This is a genomic window from Quatrionicoccus australiensis (genome assembly GCF_020510525.1).
Classification (GTDB): domain Bacteria; phylum Pseudomonadota; class Gammaproteobacteria; order Burkholderiales; family Rhodocyclaceae; genus Azonexus; species Azonexus australiensis_B.
Window position 1 is genome coordinate 710,484 of the sequence record NZ_CP075188.1, and the last position, 18,888, is coordinate 729,371.

20 protein-coding genes are annotated in these 18,888 nt (G+C 64.0%); 7 read left to right on the forward strand and 13 right to left on the reverse strand.

Annotated features, from left to right (window positions below; genetic code table 11):
- Positions 1–54 precede the first annotated feature (54 nt).
- From KI612_RS03430 to KI612_RS03445, 4 genes are all read left to right on the forward strand, one after another.
- On the forward strand, positions 55–732 hold the full coding sequence (locus KI612_RS03430; RefSeq protein WP_226442441.1) for a Fe2+-dependent dioxygenase: 678 nt from the start codon (positions 55–57) through the stop codon (positions 730–732).
- Positions 729–1,838 (forward strand): alpha-hydroxy acid oxidase, encoded by a 1,110-nt coding sequence (locus tag KI612_RS03435; protein WP_226442442.1) that lies wholly within the window; start codon positions 729–731, stop codon positions 1,836–1,838. Before KI612_RS03430 ends, KI612_RS03435 begins: the two co-directional genes overlap by 4 nt.
- Positions 1,839–1,969: 131 nt before the next feature.
- Positions 1,970–4,126 carry a TonB-dependent receptor plug domain-containing protein gene (locus KI612_RS03440; RefSeq protein WP_226442443.1) on the forward strand — a complete coding sequence of 719 codons (2,157 nt, stop codon included), beginning with the start codon at positions 1,970–1,972 and terminating at the stop codon, positions 4,124–4,126.
- Between the two features lie 60 nt (positions 4,127–4,186).
- A complete protein-coding gene (locus KI612_RS03445; protein WP_226442444.1) occupies positions 4,187–4,408 on the forward strand; it encodes a hypothetical protein in 222 nt (73 codons plus the stop codon).
- Here KI612_RS03445 and KI612_RS03450 read toward each other — a convergent pair.
- Together KI612_RS03450 and KI612_RS03455 are read right to left on the reverse strand one after the other, a co-directional pair.
- Entirely contained in the window at positions 4,378–4,752 is a 375-nt protein-coding gene (locus KI612_RS03450) for a Crp/Fnr family transcriptional regulator (RefSeq protein ID WP_226442445.1), read from the reverse strand. The genes KI612_RS03445 and KI612_RS03450 overlap by 31 nt on opposite strands.
- A 92-nt stretch (positions 4,753–4,844) precedes the next feature.
- Positions 4,845–5,528 (reverse strand): hypothetical protein, encoded by a 684-nt coding sequence (locus tag KI612_RS03455; protein WP_226442446.1) that lies wholly within the window; start codon positions 5,526–5,528, stop codon positions 4,845–4,847.
- 101 nt (positions 5,529–5,629) lie between these two features.
- On the opposite strand from KI612_RS03455, the gene KI612_RS03460 reads away from it, so the two are divergent.
- Together KI612_RS03460 and KI612_RS03465 are read left to right on the forward strand one after the other, a co-directional pair.
- Positions 5,630–6,046 (forward strand): diacylglycerol kinase, encoded by a 417-nt coding sequence (locus KI612_RS03460; protein WP_226442447.1) that lies wholly within the window; start codon positions 5,630–5,632, stop codon positions 6,044–6,046.
- On the forward strand, positions 6,043–7,170 hold the full coding sequence (locus KI612_RS03465; RefSeq protein WP_226442448.1) for a glycosyltransferase family 4 protein: 1,128 nt from the start codon (positions 6,043–6,045) through the stop codon (positions 7,168–7,170). Before KI612_RS03460 ends, KI612_RS03465 begins: the two co-directional genes overlap by 4 nt.
- A gap of 76 nt (positions 7,171–7,246) precedes the next feature.
- Here KI612_RS03465 and gloA read toward each other — a convergent pair whose 3' ends face one another.
- From gloA to glyQ, 6 genes are read right to left on the reverse strand one after another with little or no spacing between them, the layout of a single operon-like run.
- The gene (gloA, locus tag KI612_RS03470; RefSeq protein WP_226442449.1) at positions 7,247–7,630 is read right to left on the reverse strand and encodes a lactoylglutathione lyase; all 384 of its coding nucleotides are present in this window, start codon (positions 7,628–7,630) and stop codon (positions 7,247–7,249) included.
- A 16-nt stretch (positions 7,631–7,646) separates the two neighbouring features.
- Entirely contained in the window at positions 7,647–8,366 is a 720-nt protein-coding gene (locus KI612_RS03475; protein WP_226442450.1) for a M48 family metallopeptidase, read from the reverse strand.
- Entirely contained in the window at positions 8,344–9,096 is a 753-nt protein-coding gene (locus KI612_RS03480; RefSeq protein ID WP_226442451.1) for a lysophospholipid acyltransferase family protein, read from the reverse strand. Before KI612_RS03480 ends, KI612_RS03475 begins: the two co-directional genes overlap by 23 nt.
- Positions 9,093–9,644 (reverse strand): D-glycero-beta-D-manno-heptose 1,7-bisphosphate 7-phosphatase, encoded by a 552-nt coding sequence (gene gmhB / locus KI612_RS03485; protein ID WP_226442452.1) that lies wholly within the window; start codon positions 9,642–9,644, stop codon positions 9,093–9,095. Before gmhB ends, KI612_RS03480 begins: the two co-directional genes overlap by 4 nt.
- A 14-nt stretch (positions 9,645–9,658) precedes the next feature.
- Entirely contained in the window at positions 9,659–11,767 is a 2,109-nt protein-coding gene (glyS, locus tag KI612_RS03490) for a glycine--tRNA ligase subunit beta (RefSeq protein ID WP_226442453.1), read from the reverse strand.
- A gap of 1 nt (position 11,768) precedes the next feature.
- Positions 11,769–12,701 (reverse strand): glycine--tRNA ligase subunit alpha, encoded by a 933-nt coding sequence (gene glyQ / locus KI612_RS03495; protein WP_226442454.1) that lies wholly within the window; start codon positions 12,699–12,701, stop codon positions 11,769–11,771.
- Between the two features lie 361 nt (positions 12,702–13,062).
- Between glyQ and KI612_RS03500 the strand changes: the two genes are divergently transcribed.
- Complete coding sequence (locus tag KI612_RS03500) at positions 13,063–13,761, forward strand: transglycosylase SLT domain-containing protein (protein ID WP_226442455.1); 699 nt, start codon at positions 13,063–13,065, stop codon at positions 13,759–13,761.
- A 3-nt stretch (positions 13,762–13,764) separates the two neighbouring features.
- Here the strand turns inward: KI612_RS03500 and lnt are convergent, their stop codons facing one another.
- The 5 genes from lnt to miaB are packed head-to-tail and all read right to left on the reverse strand — an operon-like array spanning position 13,765 to position 18,806.
- Positions 13,765–15,231, reverse strand: coding sequence for an apolipoprotein N-acyltransferase (gene lnt / locus KI612_RS03505; RefSeq protein WP_226442456.1), 1,467 nt, complete (start codon positions 15,229–15,231; stop codon positions 13,765–13,767).
- On the reverse strand, positions 15,209–16,060 hold the full coding sequence (locus KI612_RS03510) for an HlyC/CorC family transporter (RefSeq protein ID WP_226442457.1): 852 nt from the start codon (positions 16,058–16,060) through the stop codon (positions 15,209–15,211). Before KI612_RS03510 ends, lnt begins: the two co-directional genes overlap by 23 nt.
- A 5-nt stretch (positions 16,061–16,065) precedes the next feature.
- Positions 16,066–16,515 carry an rRNA maturation RNase YbeY gene (gene ybeY, locus KI612_RS03515; protein ID WP_226442458.1) on the reverse strand — a complete coding sequence of 150 codons (450 nt, stop codon included), beginning with the start codon at positions 16,513–16,515 and terminating at the stop codon, positions 16,066–16,068.
- A complete protein-coding gene (locus tag KI612_RS03520; RefSeq protein ID WP_226442459.1) occupies positions 16,487–17,434 on the reverse strand; it encodes a PhoH family protein in 948 nt (315 codons plus the stop codon). Before KI612_RS03520 ends, ybeY begins: the two co-directional genes overlap by 29 nt.
- Positions 17,435–17,468: 34 nt before the next feature.
- Entirely contained in the window at positions 17,469–18,806 is a 1,338-nt protein-coding gene (gene miaB / locus KI612_RS03525; protein WP_226442460.1) for a tRNA (N6-isopentenyl adenosine(37)-C2)-methylthiotransferase MiaB, read from the reverse strand.
- Positions 18,807–18,888: the final 82 nt, after the last annotated feature.

Sequence of the window (18,888 nt, forward strand, 5' to 3'; positions counted from 1 at the left end):
GCCGGGCAGCTTTTTCGCCTGAATCGGTCGTTGACCGTCTCAAGGAGTATTTCGATGCTGCTACATGTCCCCAATGTCCTGACGCAAGAGCAGGTTGCCGAGTGCCGCAGGTTGATGGCCGAAGCCGAATGGGTGGATGGTGCGACGACAGCCGGGGTGCAGGCGGTGCAGAGCAAGCGCAACCGGCAACTGCCGGAAGGCACGCCCCTCATCGAGTACTTGCGGGAAATGATGGTCACGGGCTTGATGAAAAATCCGCTTTTCTTCTCGGCGGCGCTACCCAAAACCATTCTGCCGCCCTATTTCAACAGCTATCAGGATGGCGGCTACTACGGCAATCACATTGACAATGCGATCCGCTATGCACACGGCAGCAAGCAGGCGATCCGCACCGACGTGTCGACTACGATTTTTCTCTCCGAGCCCGACGAATACGAAGGCGGCGAGCTGATCGCCGAGGACAGCTACGGTTGTCACGAGGTCAAGCTGGCGGCCGGCGATGCCATCGTCTATCCGTCGACCAGCCTGCACCGCGTCGAGCCGGTGACCAAGGGCGTGCGCGTCGCTTCCTTTCTGTGGACGCAGAGCCTGGTGCGCGATGCCTGGCGGCGTGCCATGCTGTTTGATCTCGACATGAACATCCTCAAGCTGCGCGGCCAGCTCGGCGACACACCCGAAGTCGTCGCGCTGACCGGGCATTATCACAAGCTGTTGCAGCAATGGGCGGAATGAACATGCCCTTGCCGCCGCTTGATCTCATTCCGCATGACCTGGTTGCCGCCTGCGACTACGAGGCACGTGCCCGCCAGCATCTCGACGACAACGCCTGGGCCTACCTGCAGGGCGGGGCAGCCGACGAGCTGAGCCTGCGTGGCAACGGCGAAGCATTCCAGTCGATTTCGCTGCGTCCGCGCGTGCTGCGCGATCTGACGCAAGGTCACACCCGCTGTTGCCTGTTCGGGCAGGAGCTGGCGCATCCGCTGCTGCTGGCGCCGGTCGCCTATCAGCGTCTCTTCCATCCGGACGGCGAGCTGGCAAGCGTCCTTGGCGCCAGCGTGATGGGCGCCGGCATGCTGGTCAGCACGCTGGCCTCGACCCGTCTTGAAGATATCGCCAGCCAGGCTGGTTCGCCGCTCTGGTTCCAGCTGTACTGGCAGGGCGGGCGCGACGCCTCGCTGGCCCTGGTCCGGCGTGCCGAGGCGGCCGGCTACCAGGCGCTGGTGCTGACTGTCGATGCGCCGCTCAGCGGCATCCGCAACCGCGAACAGCGCGCCGGCTTTGCGCTGCCGCCCAAGGTCGCAGCGGTCAACCTCGCTGAAACACCGAAAATGCCGCTGCTCACGCCCAATGACAGCCCGGTCTTCGCCGGCATGATGGCGCTGGCGCCGACCTGGGCCGATATCGAATGGCTGCGGGCGCAGACGCGCCTGCCGCTCCTGCTCAAGGGCGTGCTGCACCCGGAAGATGCCGCACAGGCAGTCAGTTGCGGCGTCCACGGCCTGGTCATTTCTAACCACGGCGGGCGCGTGCTCGACACGACGCCGGCGCCGCTCGACTTGCTGCCGGAGATGCGCGCCCGGGTTGGTGCCAGCGTCACGCTGCTGCTCGACGGCGGCATCCGGCGCGGCAGCGATGTCTTCAAGGCGCTGGCGCTGGGTGCCGACGCGGTGCTGCTCGGGCGGCCCTACGTGCATGCGCTGGCGGTTGCCGGTGCGCTTGGCGTCGCCCACCTGATCAAGCTGCTGCGCGAGGAACTCGAAGTCTGCATGGCGCTCTCCGGTTGCGCCACGCTGGCCGAAATCACGCCCGACCGCCTGTGGCTGGACGGTTTGAATTGAGGTTTTTTGCAACTGCTTTGTAAAAGTTTTAAGCATTCGTAAGCACACGACTTTTCTGTCTTGTGCGTTGTTATGCTGCGTTTTCCGCAGCCAGCCATATAGCCAGCCAGCAACAACATCTGGAAAACAAAATGACTGACTCCCCCTTCCGTTGCGGCCGCGCGCTGCTTCCCCTCGGTTTCCTGCTGACGCCCATGGCCGCAGCCATCGCCCAGACGGCGCCGCTTGAAGAGCGCGTGCTCTCGGAGGTCAGCGTCAGCGCCAAAAAGACGCAAAGCCAGGAGCTGCGCCGCAATGCGACCGCCGGCAAGATCGTTATCGACCGCGAGGAACTCGATACGATCGACGCCTCGTCGATGGCCGAACTGCTCTCCAAGCTGCCGGGCGGCGGCAATTTCACCGATATGGACGGTGGACCGCGCGGCAAGCAACGCGGCCCCGACCGCAACATGCCGCAGATCCTGGTGGACGGCCAGCCGCTGCCAGGCGGCGGGCGTAACCCGATGGCCGCCTTGCGCCTGCCGGTCGAGCTGATCGAGCGCGTCGAAATCATCCGCAACAGCACGGCCGAATTTCCGGTGCTCAGTCCGGGTGGCGTGATCAACCTGATCCTGCGCGACGTACCCAGCCAGCTGACGCGCAGCGCCAAGGTCGGCATCGGCTTCACCGACGGCGAGCCGTCGTATCGCCTGGAGGGCCAGTACGGCGAGCCGGATGCCGGCGATTTCGGCTACCTGCTGTCCGGCGCCTTCAACAGCCGGCCGGTGGTCGGTACGCAGGAGATGCAGGCGAAAACCTACACCGGCGGCGTGTTGACCGATACGATCCGCGAGAAGGCAACGCAGACCGGGCACGACAACAATCTGACGCTGAGCCCGCGCTTTTCCTGGAATCTCGGCAGCGGCAACCGCCTGACCCTGACTCCCTTCCTGACCTATACCGACAGCTTGCGCGACTCGACCATAGCGCGCGACACCTCCGGCGTCGCTTCGACCGATCGCCTGCGCCAGGAAACGACGCGCGCTACCGGTCGACTCGCCGCCGAGTGGCGAAACCAGGGCGCCGGCGGCAGCGAAACCACGGCGCGCGTGATGCTGCAGGGCGAGCGCGACGACAGCGAGCGGACGACGCGCAAATACGATGCTGCCGGCAGTCTGACCGCCAACCAGCGTGACAAGACCGTGCGCGAGGAAAGCGAAATCATGCTCGAACTGCGCCGCAAGCAACTTGTCTTCGACAGCCACTTGCTGACCGGTGCCGTCGAGTGGCGCGACAAATCGACCGACGACAACCAGCAACGCACCGGCGGTGGCAGCAGCAGTTCGGCGCATCTGACCGAAAGCCGCGTCGTCGGCTGGTTGCAGGACGAATGGCAGGTCGCCGAGCAGCATGTGCTGACGCCGGGCCTGCGTTTCCAGGTGCTGCAGACGAAGATCGACGACAGCAGCAACGGCCGCATCGAGCGCAATTACAACTCGGTCGATCCGTCGCTGCACTACCTGTGGCAGGTCACCGATGCATGGAATTTCCGCGCCAGTATTGCCGGCAATACCCGCCAGCCGCAGACGCGCGATTTGAGCCCCATCGTGCGCGAGGCGAATGGCGTCAATTCGTCCGCCAATCCGGATCGCGGCGGCAACAGCCAACTGGCGCCGGAACGCCTGCGCAGCATCGAACTGGGCATCGAGCACTATCTCGCCGGGCGGGGCGGCACCATCGGCTTTTCGGTCTTCGACCGGACCATCGACAACTACGTCCAGCGCCTGATCGAAAACGAAGCCGGGCGCTGGGTCGAGCGGCCGCGCAATGTCGGCAAGGCGCAACTGCGCGGCGGCCTGGTCGATTTCAAGGCAAAGATGGCCGCCATCGGCCTGCCGAGTCTGACCCTGCGCGGCAATCTTGCCTACACCGATACCAAAATGCTGGAGCAGGTGGCGGGCCTGGGCGCCGGCGAAGGGCCGCGCAAAAGCGCCAATCTCGGCATCGATTACGAGGTCCCGTCCTGGCGCCTGACGTTGGGCGGCAATTACAGCTATTCGTCGGCGCTCGACCGCGAAAGCAGCGCCACCGTCCGCCAGCAGCAGGGTGAGCGCAAGCAGCTCGACCTCTATGCGCTGTACAAGATCAGCAGCCAGACGGCCTTACGTTTTTCGGCGCAGAACGTGACGCGCGAAGAGCGCACCAACTGGTTGCAGGAAGTCGACATCAACGGTCTGGTCAGCCGGACCGAAACCGACCGGATGCCGGGGCTGGCCAGCTATTTCCTGACCCTTGAAACAAAGTGGTAATGGCCTAAGCAGGAATTGCCGTGGATAATCGGTCAACCCTTGCCGATTGAAGAAAGCCCCATGAGCGAAGCCTTTGAAGCCAGTTGCAGCCAGTGTCGATATTTCAAGGCAGCCGACGCGCTGAATGGCGCCTGTCACCGTTTTCCGCCGGTCTTTGCCGGTGAAAGCTCACCGCGGGAAACGCATCACTGGCGTTTCCCGGCGGTCAGCGTGCATGCCTGGTGCGGCGAGTTCCTGCCGCCGCACGTTGATCAGATATCCTCGACCGGCGTCACCATCTGATTGACGGCGCGCAGGCGTTCGGCCATGACGCGCATGACTTGGGTGGCGAAGAAGGGTGTCTGCTGTACCAGGTAGTTGAAGCGCTTTTCGTCGATCGCGACGAATTCGCAGTCGCTGGTCGCTACGACCGTCGCCGAGCGCGGTCCGGGCGAGACGATGCCCATTTCGCCGACGATATTGCCATGCTGCAATTGCTCGACAACCCGGTTGTTGACGATGACTTCAGCCGTACCGGTGGTCAGTACGTACATCTTGTGACCATCGTCGCCCTCGGAAAACAGCGGCTGGCCGGTAGCAACGCGGACGATGTCGGGATTGTTGGCGAACAGTTCAAAGAAAACCATGGACGTGCTTCCGCTAATGAGGAGGTAGTACTTTTAGCATAGCGGAGCCGGTGCTTTCGTTACCGCCGGGTTACAAGTGCGCGCTTCTTGACCTAAAACAAGGCCGGCGAGATCAGGCGCAGACCGATCGAGATCCAGCGCTCTTCTCGCAGGTGGCTGAACTGGCTGCCGTAGGTGGTGTCGATCTGCACGCGGTTGGGCACGATCCAGTAGCGCAGGCCGGTCTGGAAGTAGGCGTTGCCCTTGTCCTGGCCGTAGGTTTCGGCGATCACGTAGAGCCGCTCGGTTGCCTGTAACTCGGTGCCGATGCCCCAGGTCAGGCGGGTCTGGTGATTCTCGCGCTCGCGGGTGTAGCCGAGATTGGTATGGATGACGACGCGGTCGTCGGCAAACGAGAAGCTGGTCGGCACGTAGAAATAGGGCGCGCCGGAATGGCCATTGCCGGGCTGGGTGGCATAGCCTGCAGCCAGGCCGATGCCCCAGCCATTGGTGTCGAGCTGCTTGAACAGGGTCTTGCCCTGGATGACCTGGGCGCCGCTCTGCATGGCGCCTTGCGAATAGGCCAGCGCACCACCCACGGTCAACTCGAAATTGCCGCCCGGATTGCAGGCGGGCAGCGCCCACCATTCCTTTTGCTGGCCGTGCAGGTGTAGCCAGGTCTCGACCTGGCAGGCCTGGGCGTCGGTCAGGCGGGCGTCGTCGGTGGTCATCGGTCGCGCGGCGTGGGCCGGCAGACTGAAGGCGAGGGGAAGCAGAAAGGTCAGGAAGCGGCGCATGGGGGCGCGATGGTAGCGGAGATTTCTGACATTTTGGTGACAACGGCTGTCATCAAAGCTTAGCGCAGTCTGATTACCGTGGGCGCTTTCATGGAGATGCCATGCAGGAACCTACGCCGCACGAACTCGGGCTGGACCCGAAGCACGAGTCGCCCTTCAAGGGCAAGACCGGACTGCGCCGGGTCTGGAATGCCTTCAACTACTCGGTCGCCGGTCTCAAGGCGGCCTACCTGTGCGAAGACGCTTTCCGCCAGGAAGTCTGGCTCGCCTTGTTGCTGATTCCTACGGCCTTCCTGCTACCCGTGCCCTGGTTGGGGCGCGGCCTGATGATCGCCAGCCTGCTGTTGGTGCTGATCGTCGAATTGCTCAATTCTGCCATCGAGGCGGTGGTCGACCGGGTGAGCTTGGAAAACCACCGTCTGGCCAAGCGCGCCAAGGATATCGGCAGCGCCGCGGTACTCGTCTCGCTGGTCAATGTGATGGTGGTCTGGGCTTGCGTCTGGCTGGCGGCATCATGACCCGCCTCGATATCGCCTTTGTGACTGAAACCTTCCCGCCCGAGGTCAATGGCGTGGCGATGACGGTCGGACGTCTGGTTGCCGGTCTGCGCGAGAGCGGGCACCGGGTCAGCGTCATCCGGCCGCGTCAGGGCGCAGCGGATTTTGGCAATGAACACGAGTTGACCGTCAGCGGCCTGCCGCTGCCCGGTTACCCCGGCCTGCGCCTCGGCCTGCCGGCCGGACGCCGGCTGACGCGCCAGTGGCGGCATCAGCGGCCGGATCTGGTGCATGTCGTCACCGAAGGCCCGCTCGGCTGGTCGGCGGTCAATGCGGCTCGCCGGCTCGGCATCCCGGTGACTTCGGCCTTTCATACCAATTTCGACCGCTACAGCGTGCATTACGGCGTCGGCTGGATGCGGCCGGCCGTGGCCGCCTACCTGCGTACGCTGCATCGGCGCACGCGTGCGACCATGGTGCCGACCGCTGCCCTGGCGGCCGATCTGGCCGGCGAAGGGATCAGCGGTGTGCGCGTCGTCGGGCGCGGCGTCGATACCAGGCTGTTCAACCCGGTGCGGCGCAGCGAAGCGATGCGCGCCAGCTGGGGCGTCGGTGTTGCCGGTCCGGCCTGTCTCTATGTCGGCCGGCTGGCGGCGGAGAAAAACCTGGCGCTGGTGCAGAAAAGTTTTGCCGCAATCAAGGCCGAGCATCCGGCGGCGCGCATGATCTGGGTCGGCGATGGTCCGTCGGCGGCGCAACTGGCGCGCCAGCATGCCGACCACCATTTTGCCGGTGTGCGCCTTGGTGAGGATCTGGCGGCGCATTACGCCAGTGCCGATCTCTTCCTTTTCCCCAGCCTGACCGAAACCTACGGCAACGTCGTTGCCGAAGCCATGGCCAGCGGCCTGCCGGTCGTCGCCTATCGCAGCGCGGCCGCGGCCGAACTGGTGCAGCATGAAGAAAACGGCACGGTCGCCTCGCCGGGCGACGAAAGCGGCTATCTCGCCGCGGCGCTGTGGATGCTCGGTGACGGCAAGCGCCTCAGCCGGCTGGCTGAAGCGGCGCGGCAGACCATGTTGCCGCATAGCTGGGCCGGCGTCGTCGCCAGTTTTGAAAGCGTCGCCCGCGAGGCGATCGCCGGCTGAGAACCGCCGGCTAAACCCTGCCGGCTGAAAATGCCCGTAAAAATCCGGTCGACCGCCTGGGCGACCGGAAAATGCCTCAGGCGTGCTGGATCAGTTCGATCTTGTAGCCGTCCGGATCATCAACGAAGGCGATGATCGTCGTGCCGTGCTTCATCGGGCCGGCTTCGCGTACCACCTTGCCGCCGCGTGCCTTGATCGCGGCGCAGGCCGCTGCTGCATCCGGCACGGCGAGCGCGATATGGCCGTAGCCGTTGCCCAGTTCGTAGCTCTTGGTATCCCAGTTGTGGGTCAGTTCGAGCACGGCGCCGTTCTCTTCCGGACCGTAGCCGACGAAGGCCAGCGTGAAGCGGCCTTCCGGGTAATCGTTGCGGCGCAGCAGCTGCATGCCGAGGACTTCGGTGTAGAAGGCAATGGATTTGTCGAGATCGCCGACGCGGATCATGGTGTGCAGAATGCGCATGCTGTTTTCCTGATGCTTATAGTTGGGGGATCTGCCGGCCAAGCTGGCGCAGTTCAATGCGCAGCGCCCGCCAGTCCGGACAGAGTTGCTCCACCACAGACCAGAAGCGCGGGCTGTGGTTCATTTCCTTGAGATGCGCCAGTTCGTGGCAGACGACGTAATCGACGACCGGCAGCGGCATGAAGATCAGCCGCCAGTTGAGCGAAATGCCGCCGTGGTGGCTGCAACTGCCCCAGCGCGTGCGTGCCGACGACAGGCGCAGGGCCGGCGAGGCGACGCCGAGGCGCGGTGCATGCAGCGCCAGGCGGTCGACGAACAGGGAACGGGCTTTTTCGCGCAGCGCCTTTTCCAGCAATTGATTGGCGTTGACCGTGGCCGATGGCCACAGATGCAGCTTGGCATCGACGAATTGCCAGCGCGCCCGGCCGAGCGGTGTGACGGTGACGGTCAACGTCTCGCCAAGGACGGAAATGATGCTGCCGTCGACGATTTGTGTTTTTTCCGGGGGCGGCCGCTCGCGCCAGTTGGCGAGCTTGTCGAGCACCCACTGGCCGTGCTCGCGGATCAGTTTTTCGATATCGCCGAGGCGGGCACGCAACGGCGCGGCGACGCGCAAGCCGCGCTGGTCGATGGCCAGGCCGATGGTGCGGCGTTTGCTGCGCCGCAACTGGTAGCCGACTTCTTCGCCGGCCAGTGCAATACGGTGGCTGGTCTCAGCTGGCGTCGTGGTGGACATCCGAATAGCGATGCGGCGAGATGCGCTGCATTTCGCCTTCAATCCATTCCTCGGTGCGCTGATTGACCTCGGCCTCGGTCATGCCGGTCGCGTCGAACGCCGGGCCGATGCTGATCGTCACGGTGCCCGGTTTTTTCAGGAAAGCCTGGCGCGGCCAGAGTTCGCCGGCATTGTGCGCAATCGGCACGACCTTGCAGCCGACGTGGGTGGCGAGATAGGCGCCGCCCGGCTTGTAGCGCTTTTTCTGGCCCGGCGCGACGCGCGTGCCTTCCGGGAAAATGATTACGTAGTAGCCCTGCTGCAGGCGCTCGCGCCCCTGGACGACGACCTGGTCCAGGGCGTTCTTGCCGGCGCCGCGGTCGATCGAGATCATCTTCATCGCGGCCAGGCCCCAGCCCATCAGCGGAATGCGCAGCAATTCCTTCTTCAGCACGAAGACGCAGTAAGCGCCTTTCGGCACGTAATCCTGGATGGTCATCGTTTCCCAGGCCGACTGGTGCTTGGAAAGAATGACGCAGGGCTCTTTCGGCATGTTTTCCAGACCGATGACCTTGGGCCGGATGCCGAGCATGTTCTCGACGCCGAACTGGATGCCGAGGCGCCACAGCTTGCCGGCGTGGTAGCCCCAGCGCCCGCGCAGGAGCAGCGCCGCGCCGACGACGAGCGGCGCGGTAAGAACCGACCAGAGCAATGCCCAGGCCATGAAGACGGTGGAACGAATGGCGATCATGCCTTTTTGCCTGCCAGAATGAAGTCGACCGCTGCCGACAGGTTGGCGAACTCCAGCGTGCCTGCCGGCAGATTGCCTTCGGCACTGGTCTTGTCGCCCTTGCCGGTGTGCACCAGAATCGGCTGGCAACCGAGCACGGCGCTGGCCTGCAGGTCGCGCAGCGAATCGCCGATCGCCGGCACGCCCTTCAGGTCGGCGTTGAGCGTTTCCGCGATGCGCTTGAACATGCCCGGCTTGGGCTTGCGGCAATCGCAGTCGGAGTCGGCCGGATGCGGGCAGTAGAACACGGCATCAATGCGGCCACCGACACCAAACAGCGTCTTGTGCATCTTTTCGTGGATGCTGTTCAGGGTATCCATGTCAAACAAGCCGCGCCCGACGCCGGACTGGTTGGTGGCGACCACCACCTTGTAGCCGCTCTGGTTGAGGCGGGCGATGGCTTCCAGACTGCCGGGAATCGGCTTCCACTCGGCCGGGTTCTTGATGAACTGGGCCGAGTCGAAGTTGATCACGCCGTCGCGATCAAGAATGACGAGCTTGGTTGGCATGGCGGCTCTCCGGATCAGGCAGAAAGCTTGGAAAGGTCGGCAACGCGGTTCATCGCTGCGTGCAGATGGGCGAGCAGGCCGAGCCGGTTGGCGCGCAGGGCCGGGTCCTCGGCATTGACCATGACGCCGTCGAAGAAGGCATCAACCGGCGCACGCAGCGCGGCCAGGGCCTGCAGCGACTCGGTGTAGTCGCCGGTCTCGAAGGCGGCATCGGCTTGCGGCACGACATCGACCAGCGCGGCATGCAGGGCGATTTCGGCCGGCTCGACGAGCAGGGCGGCAACCGCGGTCGGTTCGACCGGGTTTTCGACCTTCTTCAGGATATTGCCGACCCGCTTGTTGGCGGCGGCCAGCGCGGCAGCTTCCGGCAGGGCGGCAAAGGCGCGCACGGCAGCCAGGCGCTTCGGGATGTCACCCAGGCGCTGCGGCCGCTGCGAGACCACGGCATCGACTTCCTGCGCCGTGTAACCCTGCTCGCGCAGGTTGCCGGCGAGGCGGTCGTAGATGAAGTCGGCGAGCGCGCTTTCTGCTGCCTTGAAACCGTCGACCGCGGCAAAAGCCTGGGCCGCAACGGTCAACAGGCTGTCGAGGGGCAAATCCAGATTGCCTTCGGCGAGCATGCGGATGGTGCCCAGTGCATGCCGGCGCAGCGCGAACGGGTCGCGGTCGCCGGTCGGGATCTGGCCGATGCCGAACATGCCGACCAGGGTTTCCAGCTTGTCGGCCAGCGCGACGATGGTGCCGACGCGACCGCGCGGCAGGCTGTCGCCGGCAAAGCGCGGCTTGTAGTGGTCTTCAATGGCATCGGCGACGTCGGCGTTCAGCCCGTCGTGCTGGGCGTAGTAGCGGCCCATGATGCCCTGCAGTTCGGGGAATTCACCGACCATGTCGGTCAGCAGGTCGGCCTTGGCCAGCACGGCAGCCTGTTCGGCATGCTGCACCAGCTCGCCGCCGCCGAGATGCTCGGCGATGGCGCGGGCAATCGCCGCGACGCGCTGCATGCGCTCGCCCTGGGTGCCCAGCTTGTTGTGATAGACGACCTTGGACAGGCCGATGACACGGCTTTCCAGAGACTTCTTGCGATCCTGGTCGAAGAAGAACTTGGCATCAGCGAGGCGTGGGCGCACGACGCGCTCGTTGCCGCCGATCACCGCGCTCGGGTCGGCCGGGCTGATGTTGCTGACGACGAGGAACTTGTTGGTCAGCTTGCCGGCCGCGTCGAGCAGCGGGAAGTATTTCTGGTTGGCCTTCATGGTCAGAATCAGGCATTCCTGCGGTACGGCGAGGAATTCTTCTTCGAACTGGCCGACCAGCACGTTCGGGCGTTCGACCAGCGCAGTGACTTCGTCAAGCAGGGCATCGTCCTCAATCGGCTTGCCACCAGCGGAGGCGGCGGCAGCGGCGAGCTGGCGCGCGATTTCGGCGCGGCGTTCGGCGAAGGAGGCGATCACGGCCCCGTCGGTCGCCAGCTTGGCAGCGTATTCGTCGGCGTTGGCAAAAACGACCGGATCGACGGCGGCTTCAAAGCGGTGGCCATGCGTTGCGCGACCGGAAGTCAGGCCGAGGATGGCGAGCGGCACGACGTCGGCGCCGTGCAGGGCGACCAGACCATGCGCCGGGCGCACGAAATTGACGCTGCTCCAGCCGTCGGCCAACTGGTAGCTCATGACCTTGGGAATCGGCAGTGCGGCGAGCGCGGCTTCGAGGGCCTTCTGCAGGCCTTCGGCCAGCGTTGCGCCCTTGGCCAGGCTTTCGTAGAACAGCACCTCGGCCTTGCCGTCATTTTCGCGGCGCAGGTTGGGCACGCAGGAGGCATCGGCACCGAGCGCGCCGAGCTTCTTGAGCAGGGCGGGCGTGGCATTGCCAGCAGCGTCGAGACCGACGGCGACCGGCATCAGCTTCTGCACGACCGGCTTGTCGGCGGCAACCGCAGCAACATCGGTGACGTGCGCGGCGAGGCGGCGCGGCGAGGCATAGGCAGTGACCGTAGCGGTCGACGCGGCCAGACCGGCGTTTTTCAGCGAGGCGGCCAGGGTCTGGGCAAAGACTTCACCCAGTTTCTTGAGTGCCTTGGGCGGCAGTTCTTCAACGAACAGTTCGACGAGGAGATTCTTGGTCGACATATCAGGCAACTTTCTTTTCAATCTGGGCGAGAACTTCGGCGGCCCATTCCTTCGGGGCCATCGGGAAGCCGAGGCGGGCGCGCGAGTCGAGGTAGGCTTGCGCCACGGCGCGGGCCAGGTTGCGGATGCGGCCGATGTAGGCAGCACGTTCGGTGACCGAGATGGCGCCGCGCGCGTCGAGCAGGTTGAAGGTGTGGGCGGCTTTCAGGACCTGTTCGTAGGCCGGCAGCGCGAGCTGGGCGCCCATCAGGTGTTGCGCCTGCTTCTCGTGTGCGCCGAAGGCGTGGAACAGGAAGTCGACGTCGGAATGCTCGAAGTTGTAGGTCGATTGCTCGACTTCGTTCTGGTGATAGACGTCGCCGTAGGTCAGGCCGTCGGTCCAGGTCAGGTCATAGACGTTCTCGACGCCCTGCAGGTACATGGCGAGGCGTTCGATGCCGTAAGTGATTTCGCCGGTGATCGGCTTGCAGTCGATGCCACCGACCTGCTGGAAGTAGGTGAATTGCGTCACTTCCATGCCGTTCATCCAGACTTCCCAACCGAGACCCCAGGCGCCCAGCGTCGGGTTTTCCCAGTCGTCCTCGACGAAACGCACGTCGTTCTTCTTGAGATCGAAGCCGAGGGCTTCGAGCGAGCCGAGATAGAGTTCGAGAATGTTGTCCGGCGCCGGCTTCAAGACCACCTGGAACTGGTAGTAGTGCTGCATGCGGTTCGGGTTTTCGCCGTAGCGGCCATCTTTCGGGCGGCGTGACGGCTGCACGTAGGCGGCCTTCCACGGCTCCGGGCCGATGGCGCGCAGGAAGGTGGCGGTGTGGCTGGTGCCGGCGCCGACTTCCATGTCGTAGGGCTGGAGCAGGGCACAGCCCTTGTCGCTCCAGTATTGCTGCAGGCGCAGGATGATTTCTTGGAAACTGGGTTTCTTGCTGGTGGTCATGGGACGCACTTGGAAAGACGGAAAGCCGTGATTTTACTGCCTTTTGCGGTGATCCGGCAGGGTGGCCGGCCGGCAAGGGGCGGAGCCGGATTGCACGTCTTGTCGGCCCGGCTTTGGGGGTGGTTTGTTGTTGCGACGCAACACTTTTGCTTGCCCATGTTTTGGCTCGATTTGACAAAGTTCAATCAAATCAATAAACTGCGATTTATGTTGCGGTGCAACACCGGGTTTTTTGGCGGCTGGACCAGCTGCCCTGCGGGTTTCGGGACGTTCCTCGTCCGCCCTTTTCGGTGTCGTATCCCCCTGTAACCGTTCGCTGTCGAAGATGTTTTTTCGCAGTGGCAACAGTGAAGGAGGTCACATGATCGCTTCTGCTACCCTTTCCCCCGCACTTCAGCGGGCTTGTTCTGTCCTCTATCTGGCGCTCAGGAAATTCCTGATGCTGGCCGGACTGATTTTCATCATCGCCCTGATTGGCCAGCAAAGTGGCCGCTATGACCTGCTGGCAGGTTTCCGGGCCGTCGTTCCTTCGTCCGAAGCTGCTACCCTGCTCGGTGAAGAGGAAGCTGTCGATATTTCTGCCGAGCCGTCGCTGGTTTCCCTCAGCCCGCGCATGCGTGGTGCGCTGGATTACGTATCCAAGCGTTACCGGGTGGCCGACGAGGCCCTGCTGCCGATTTTTTCGACAGCGCAGGCCACGGCGCGCGAGTTGCATCTTGATCCGCTGCTGATCATCGCGGTCATCGGTGTCGAGTCCGGCTTCAATCCGTTCTCGCAAAGCGTCGTCGGCGCCCAGGGCTTGATGCAGGTCATTCCCCGCTTTCATCTCGACAAGCTGCCGGAAGAGATCCCCAGTGCATCCTTTCTCGACCCGGTGACCAATGTCCAGGTCGGTGCCCGCGTGCTCAAGGAGTCGATCCGTCGCAACGGTGGTCTGGAAGAAGGCCTGCAGCAGTTCGGCGGGGCGGTCAGCGATCCCGAGCGGCGTTACGCCGGCAAGGTGCTGGCCGAGAAGCAGCGTCTGGAGCAGGCCGCGCTGCGCCTGCGCACGACGACCTGAGTTCTAACGCCGGCGCGGCCAGCGGCTGGCGAGCACAAACAAGCCGGCGAGCAGCAGGAAACCGTAATTGCCGTAACGGATGAACGGCGTCGTGCCGCTGCGGGCGACGACCTCGCCCTGCAGCACGCCGGTCGTGAAGGCCGGCAGCACGGCCTGGATGTCGCCGCCGGCGGCAACGATGGCGGTCATGCCGGTATTGGTGGCGCGCAGCATCGGGCGGCCGGTTTCGGCGGCGCGCAGCTGCGCGATCTGCAAATGCTGCGGCTGGGCCAGCGAATGGCCGAACCAGGCGGTATTCGACAGGTTGGCAAGAATGCCGGCCTGGGGCAGGGCGCGGATGATTTCCTCGCCGAAAACGTCCTCGTAGCAGATGTTGACCGCTACGTGCTGGCCGGCCACGGCCAGTGGCGGCTGGCTTTCCGGGCCGCGCGAGAAGGCGGACAGCGGAATGTTGGCCTGCGCCATGATCCAGGCAAAACCGGCCGGGATGAATTCGCCGAACGGCACCAGGTGCTGCTTGCTGTAAACCTGGCTCGCTGAGGAACCGAGACTGACCGCGCTGTTCCAGTAATGGTCGAGGTCGCCGGTCAGTGTGCCGGTGATCAGGTCGCCGCCATGCGCGCGCACGCTGCGCTGCAGCTCCTGCACATATTCCGGTGGCAGCTGGTCGATGAAGACCGGTAAAGCAGTTTCCGGGAGTATGGTCAGTTGCGCCGGGTGCTGTTCGATCAGTTGCTGATACAGATCGAGTGTCCGGAAGAAGGCTTCCGGACGGAATTTCATTTCCTGCGGCACATTGCCCTGCACCAGCGCGACGCTGACCGGAGTGCCGACCGGCTGGGTCCATTCGATCTGGCGCAGGCCAAAGCCGCCAGCGGCAAGAATGCAAAGTACCGGAACGCCGATGCGCCAGCGCAGCAGCAGGGCGCCGGCCAGTGCGACAAGCAGGCTCAGGCCGTGCACGCCGAGCAGTGGTGCAAAACCGGCGAGCGGGCTGGGCGGCGCTTGCGAATAACCGAGGGCGAGCCAGGGGAAGCCGGTGAAAAGCCAGGTTCTGACCCAGTCGACCGTTGCGATCAGCGCGGCGAAGTAAAGCGCCTGTTGCCAGAAGGCCTCAGGTTGCCAGCGCTTGAACAGCCCGCCGGCCAGGGCGGGAAAGAGCGCCAGTACGGCACAGAACAGGAACGCGGCGGTGCCGGCCAGCCACCAGGGCATGCCGCCGAAGACCGAGAGACTGACATAGACCCAGGAAACCCCGGTCAGGAAGAAGCCGAGGCCGAAGGCGAGGCCGTTCAGCGCGGCCTGGCGGGTGTTGTCGGCGGCGACGAAAAGCGCAAACAGCACCAGCCAGACGACAGGCGCCAGCCAGAACAGCCCGAAGGGTGCGAAGCAGAGTACGCCGGCCGCACCGGTCAGGGCGGCCAGGGCCAGGCGGCGCGCGGCTCGCTCAGGCAGCCGGCTGATCAGCACCGGTCTGGGGCTTGATGACGTCGACGAGCAGCGTGTACAGCCGGCGGCTGTCGGCACGCAGAACCTGGAAGCGGATGCCGTCGATGTCGATGATTTCGTTGCGCTTCGGCACACGACCCAGGTGGCGCAGGATCAGGCCGCCGACGGTGTCGAACTCCTCGTCGGAGAAGCTGGTCGTGAAGGCGGCGTTGAAGTCCTCGATCTCGGTACGCGCCTTGACGCGGTAGCGGCCGGTGGAGTCGAGGCGGATGTTGTCGTGCGCCTCGTCGAAGTCGTATTCGTCCTCGATGTCGCCGACGATCTGTTCGAGCACGTCTTCGATGGTGACCAGGCCGGCGACGCCGCCGTATTCATTGACGACGATGGCCATGTGGTTGCGCGAGACGCGGAATTCACGGAGCAGCACGTTGAGGCGCTTCGATTCCGGAATGAACACGGCCGGGCGCAGCCAGTCGCGCAGGTCGAAGCTTTCTTCGGTCTGGATGCGCAGCAGGTCCTTGGCGAGCAGGACGCCGAGCACGTTGTCGCGGTCGCCGTCGACCACCGGAAAGCGCGAGTGCGCTGCTTCGATGACGACCGGGACGATTTCGCTGAGGGGATCTTCGACGTCGATGACGTCCATCTGGGCCCGCGGGATCATCACGTCGGTGACGCGGGTGTCGGAAGCGGCAAGCGCCCCTTCGATGATGGTCAGCGCATCGGCGTCCATCAGGTTGCGCTCGTAAGCGCCATGCAGGATTTCCAGCAACTGCTCGCGGTCATCAGGCTCGCGCAGCAGCAGGGAAGTCAGTCGTTCGATAAAGCCGGGTTTATTACTGTCACTGTCCATAATGTTTAAACCGCATACGGGTCTGGATAACCCATCGCGGCGAGAATCTCCTTTTCTTCATCTTCCATGGCTTCGGCATCAGCGTCGTTTTCGTGATCCCAGCCCTGCAAATGCAGCATACCATGCACCACCAGATGGGCGTAATGCGCCGCCAGCGGCTTGTTCTGCTCGCTGGCCTCGCGCGCCACCACCGTCGGACAGATGACCAGGTCGCCCATCACCAGTGGTTCGGTGTCGTACGGAAAGGACAGCACGTTGGTCGCGTAGTCCTTGCCGCGATACTCGTTGTTCAACGACTGACCTTCGTCAGCATCGACCAGGCGGATGGTCACTTCGCCGCCGCCGACTAGCGCGGCGCGCGCCCAGCGGACAAAATCCGCCCGCAAGGGTAAGCCCTCGCGGTTACAGGCATATTGCACGGAGAGGTTAAGACGTTTGCTTGCTGTGGGATTCATAGGCGGCAACGATGCGGGCAACCAGCGGGTGGCGCACGACATCTTCCTTCTGGAATTCGGTAAAGGCCAGGCCGCGGACATTCTGCAGGATGTCGCGCGCTTCGCGCAGGCCGCTCTTGTGACCCTTGGGCAGGTCGATCTGGGTGATGTCGCCGGTGACGACGGCCTTGGCGCCGATGCCGATGCGGGTCAGGAACATCTTCATCTGTTCCGGCGTCGTGTTCTGCGCCTCGTCGAGGATGATGAAGGCGTGGTTCAGCGTGCGGCCGCGCATGAAGGCGAGCGGCGCAATCTCGATCGCATGCTTTTCGTAGAGTTTGCTGACCCGGTCGTGACCCATCAGGTCGTACAGCGCGTCGTAGAGCGGGCGCAGGTAGGGGTCGATCTTCTGGGTCAGGTCGCCGGGCAAAAAGCCGAGGCGTTCGCCGGCTTCAACCGCCGGCCGGGTCAGGATGATGCGCTCGACGAGGTCGCGCTCGAAGGCGTCGACGGCGGAAGCGACGGCGAGGTAGGTCTTGCCGGTGCCGGCCGGGCCGATGCCGAAGGTGATGTCGTGCTCCTGGATCGCCTTCAAGTAGGCGACCTGGCGCGGCGTGCGGCCGTGCAGGTCGGTCTTGCGCGTGATCAGCTGCGGGCCGTCGGTGATGCTGCCCGGCGTGATGCGGCGGACCGGGCCGTTGGTGAATTGCACCAGACCGAGCTGGATTTCATCGACCGACAGCGGTTGGCGCGCCATGCCGTAGAAGTGGCGCAGCGCGTCAGCGGTCAACTGGGCTTTTTCGCCCGAAATGCTGAAGCGCTCGTTGCGCCGGCGAATGACGACATCGAAACCGGTTTCAATCTGGCGGATATTTTCGTCGAGCGGGCCACACAAATTGGCCAGCAAAACGTTGTCGACCGGTGCGAGCGCAAACGTCACCGGTTTCTGCTTCGGGGCGCTCGCCCTGGTGGCGCTACTCTTCGCGGATGACAATTTCGCCCCTCAGGGTATGCGACAGCACGCCGGTGATGCGGACATCGACGAAGGTGTTGATTAGACGGGGATTGCCGCCGAAATTGACGATGCGATTGTTGTCGGTGCGTCCGGCCAGTTCGTGTACGTCCTTCTTCGACGTGCCTTCGACCAGCACGCGCTGGACGCTGCCGACCATGGCCTGGCTGATCACCTGCGACTGCTCGTCGATGCGCTTCTGCAGGCGCAGCAGACGCGCCGACTTGACCTCGGTTGGCGTCGTGTCTTCCATCTCGATCGCCGGCGTGCCGGGGCGCGGACTGTAGAGGAAGGAGAAGGAACTGTCGAAGCCGACGTCGTCGATCAGCTTCATCGTCTTCTCGAAGTCGTCGTCCGTCTCGCCGGGGAAGCCGACGATGAAGTCCGAGGAGATCGAAATGTCCGGGCGCGCCGCGCGCAGCTTGCGGATGATCGACTTGTACTCGAGGGTCATGTAGCCGCGTTTCATCGCCGCCAGCACGCGATCGGAGCCGGCCTGCACGGGCAGATGCAGGTGCGAGACCAGTTTCGGTACGGTGCGGTAGGTGTCGATCAGGCGGTCGGACATCTCGCGCGGATGCGAGGTGGTGTAGCGGATGCGCTCGATGCCGGGGATTTCGGCGATGTACTCGATGAGCAGCGCGAGGTCGGCCTTCTCTTCGCTGCCTTCCATGTCGCCGCGATAGGCATTGACGTTCTGGCCGAGCAGCGTCACTTCGCCGACGCCGTTCGCAGCCAGGTCGGCCACTTCGGTCAGGACGTCGTTGAACGGCCGGGAAACCTCGCCGCCGCGCGTGTAGGGCACGATGCAGAAGGTGCAGAACTTGGAGCAGCCTTCCATGATCGAGACGAAAGCCGAGGCGCCCTTGATTTCGGACGGCGGCATCGCATCGAATTTCTCGATTTCCGGGAAGGAGACATCGACCGCCGCCTTGCCGCTGCTCTTGCGGTCGGCAATCAACTGCGGCAGGCGGTGCAGCGTCTGCGGCCCGAACACGATGTCGACGTAGGGCGCGCGCGCCACGATGGCGTCGCCTTCCTGGCTGGCAACGCAGCCGCCGACGCCGATCACCAGATTCGGGTTGAGCTTTTTTAGGTGGCGCACCCGGCCCAGATCGTGGAAAACCTTCTCCTGCGCCTTCTCGCGCACCGAGCAGGTGTTGAACAGGATGATGTCGGCTTCTTCCGGGTTGTCGGTCTTGACGATTTCCTCGGAGGCGTTGAGCACGTCGGCCATCTTGTCCGAATCGTACTCATTCATCTGGCACCCGAAAGTGCGGATGAACAATTTTTTTACCATGGATAAACTACTTTGCAATCAGGGGTTACCGGCGCAGCGGATGGCAACCGGGAAAGGTCGCCATTATAACCGAGCAAAACTC

What these genes read in the sequence shown, in the direction of transcription:
- KI612_RS03430 (WP_226442441.1), top strand. Translation starts at nt 55, where the DNA reads ATGCTGCTACATGTCCCCAATGTCCTGACGCAAGAGCAGGTTGCCGAG.
- KI612_RS03435 (WP_226442442.1), top strand. Translation starts at nt 729, where the DNA reads ATGAACATGCCCTTGCCGCCGCTTGATCTCATTCCGCATGACCTGGTT.
- KI612_RS03440 (WP_226442443.1), top strand. Translation starts at nt 1,970, where the DNA reads ATGACTGACTCCCCCTTCCGTTGCGGCCGCGCGCTGCTTCCCCTCGGT.
- KI612_RS03445 (WP_226442444.1), top strand. Translation starts at nt 4,187, where the DNA reads ATGAGCGAAGCCTTTGAAGCCAGTTGCAGCCAGTGTCGATATTTCAAG.
- KI612_RS03450 (WP_226442445.1), bottom strand. Translation starts at nt 4,752, where the DNA reads ATGGTTTTCTTTGAACTGTTCGCCAACAATCCCGACATCGTCCGCGTT.
- KI612_RS03455 (WP_226442446.1), bottom strand. Translation starts at nt 5,528, where the DNA reads ATGCGCCGCTTCCTGACCTTTCTGCTTCCCCTCGCCTTCAGTCTGCCG.
- KI612_RS03460 (WP_226442447.1), top strand. Translation starts at nt 5,630, where the DNA reads ATGCAGGAACCTACGCCGCACGAACTCGGGCTGGACCCGAAGCACGAG.
- KI612_RS03465 (WP_226442448.1), top strand. Translation starts at nt 6,043, where the DNA reads ATGACCCGCCTCGATATCGCCTTTGTGACTGAAACCTTCCCGCCCGAG.
- gloA (WP_226442449.1), bottom strand. Translation starts at nt 7,630, where the DNA reads ATGCGCATTCTGCACACCATGATCCGCGTCGGCGATCTCGACAAATCC.
- KI612_RS03475 (WP_226442450.1), bottom strand. Translation starts at nt 8,366, where the DNA reads ATGTCCACCACGACGCCAGCTGAGACCAGCCACCGTATTGCACTGGCC.
- KI612_RS03480 (WP_226442451.1), bottom strand. Translation starts at nt 9,096, where the DNA reads ATGATCGCCATTCGTTCCACCGTCTTCATGGCCTGGGCATTGCTCTGG.
- gmhB (WP_226442452.1), bottom strand. Translation starts at nt 9,644, where the DNA reads ATGCCAACCAAGCTCGTCATTCTTGATCGCGACGGCGTGATCAACTTC.
- glyS (WP_226442453.1), bottom strand. Translation starts at nt 11,767, where the DNA reads ATGTCGACCAAGAATCTCCTCGTCGAACTGTTCGTTGAAGAACTGCCG.
- glyQ (WP_226442454.1), bottom strand. Translation starts at nt 12,701, where the DNA reads ATGACCACCAGCAAGAAACCCAGTTTCCAAGAAATCATCCTGCGCCTG.
- KI612_RS03500 (WP_226442455.1), top strand. Translation starts at nt 13,063, where the DNA reads ATGATCGCTTCTGCTACCCTTTCCCCCGCACTTCAGCGGGCTTGTTCT.
- KI612_RS03510 (WP_226442457.1), bottom strand. Translation starts at nt 16,060, where the DNA reads ATGGACAGTGACAGTAATAAACCCGGCTTTATCGAACGACTGACTTCC.
- ybeY (WP_226442458.1), bottom strand. Translation starts at nt 16,515, where the DNA reads ATGAATCCCACAGCAAGCAAACGTCTTAACCTCTCCGTGCAATATGCC.
- miaB (WP_226442460.1), bottom strand. Translation starts at nt 18,806, where the DNA reads ATGGTAAAAAAATTGTTCATCCGCACTTTCGGGTGCCAGATGAATGAG.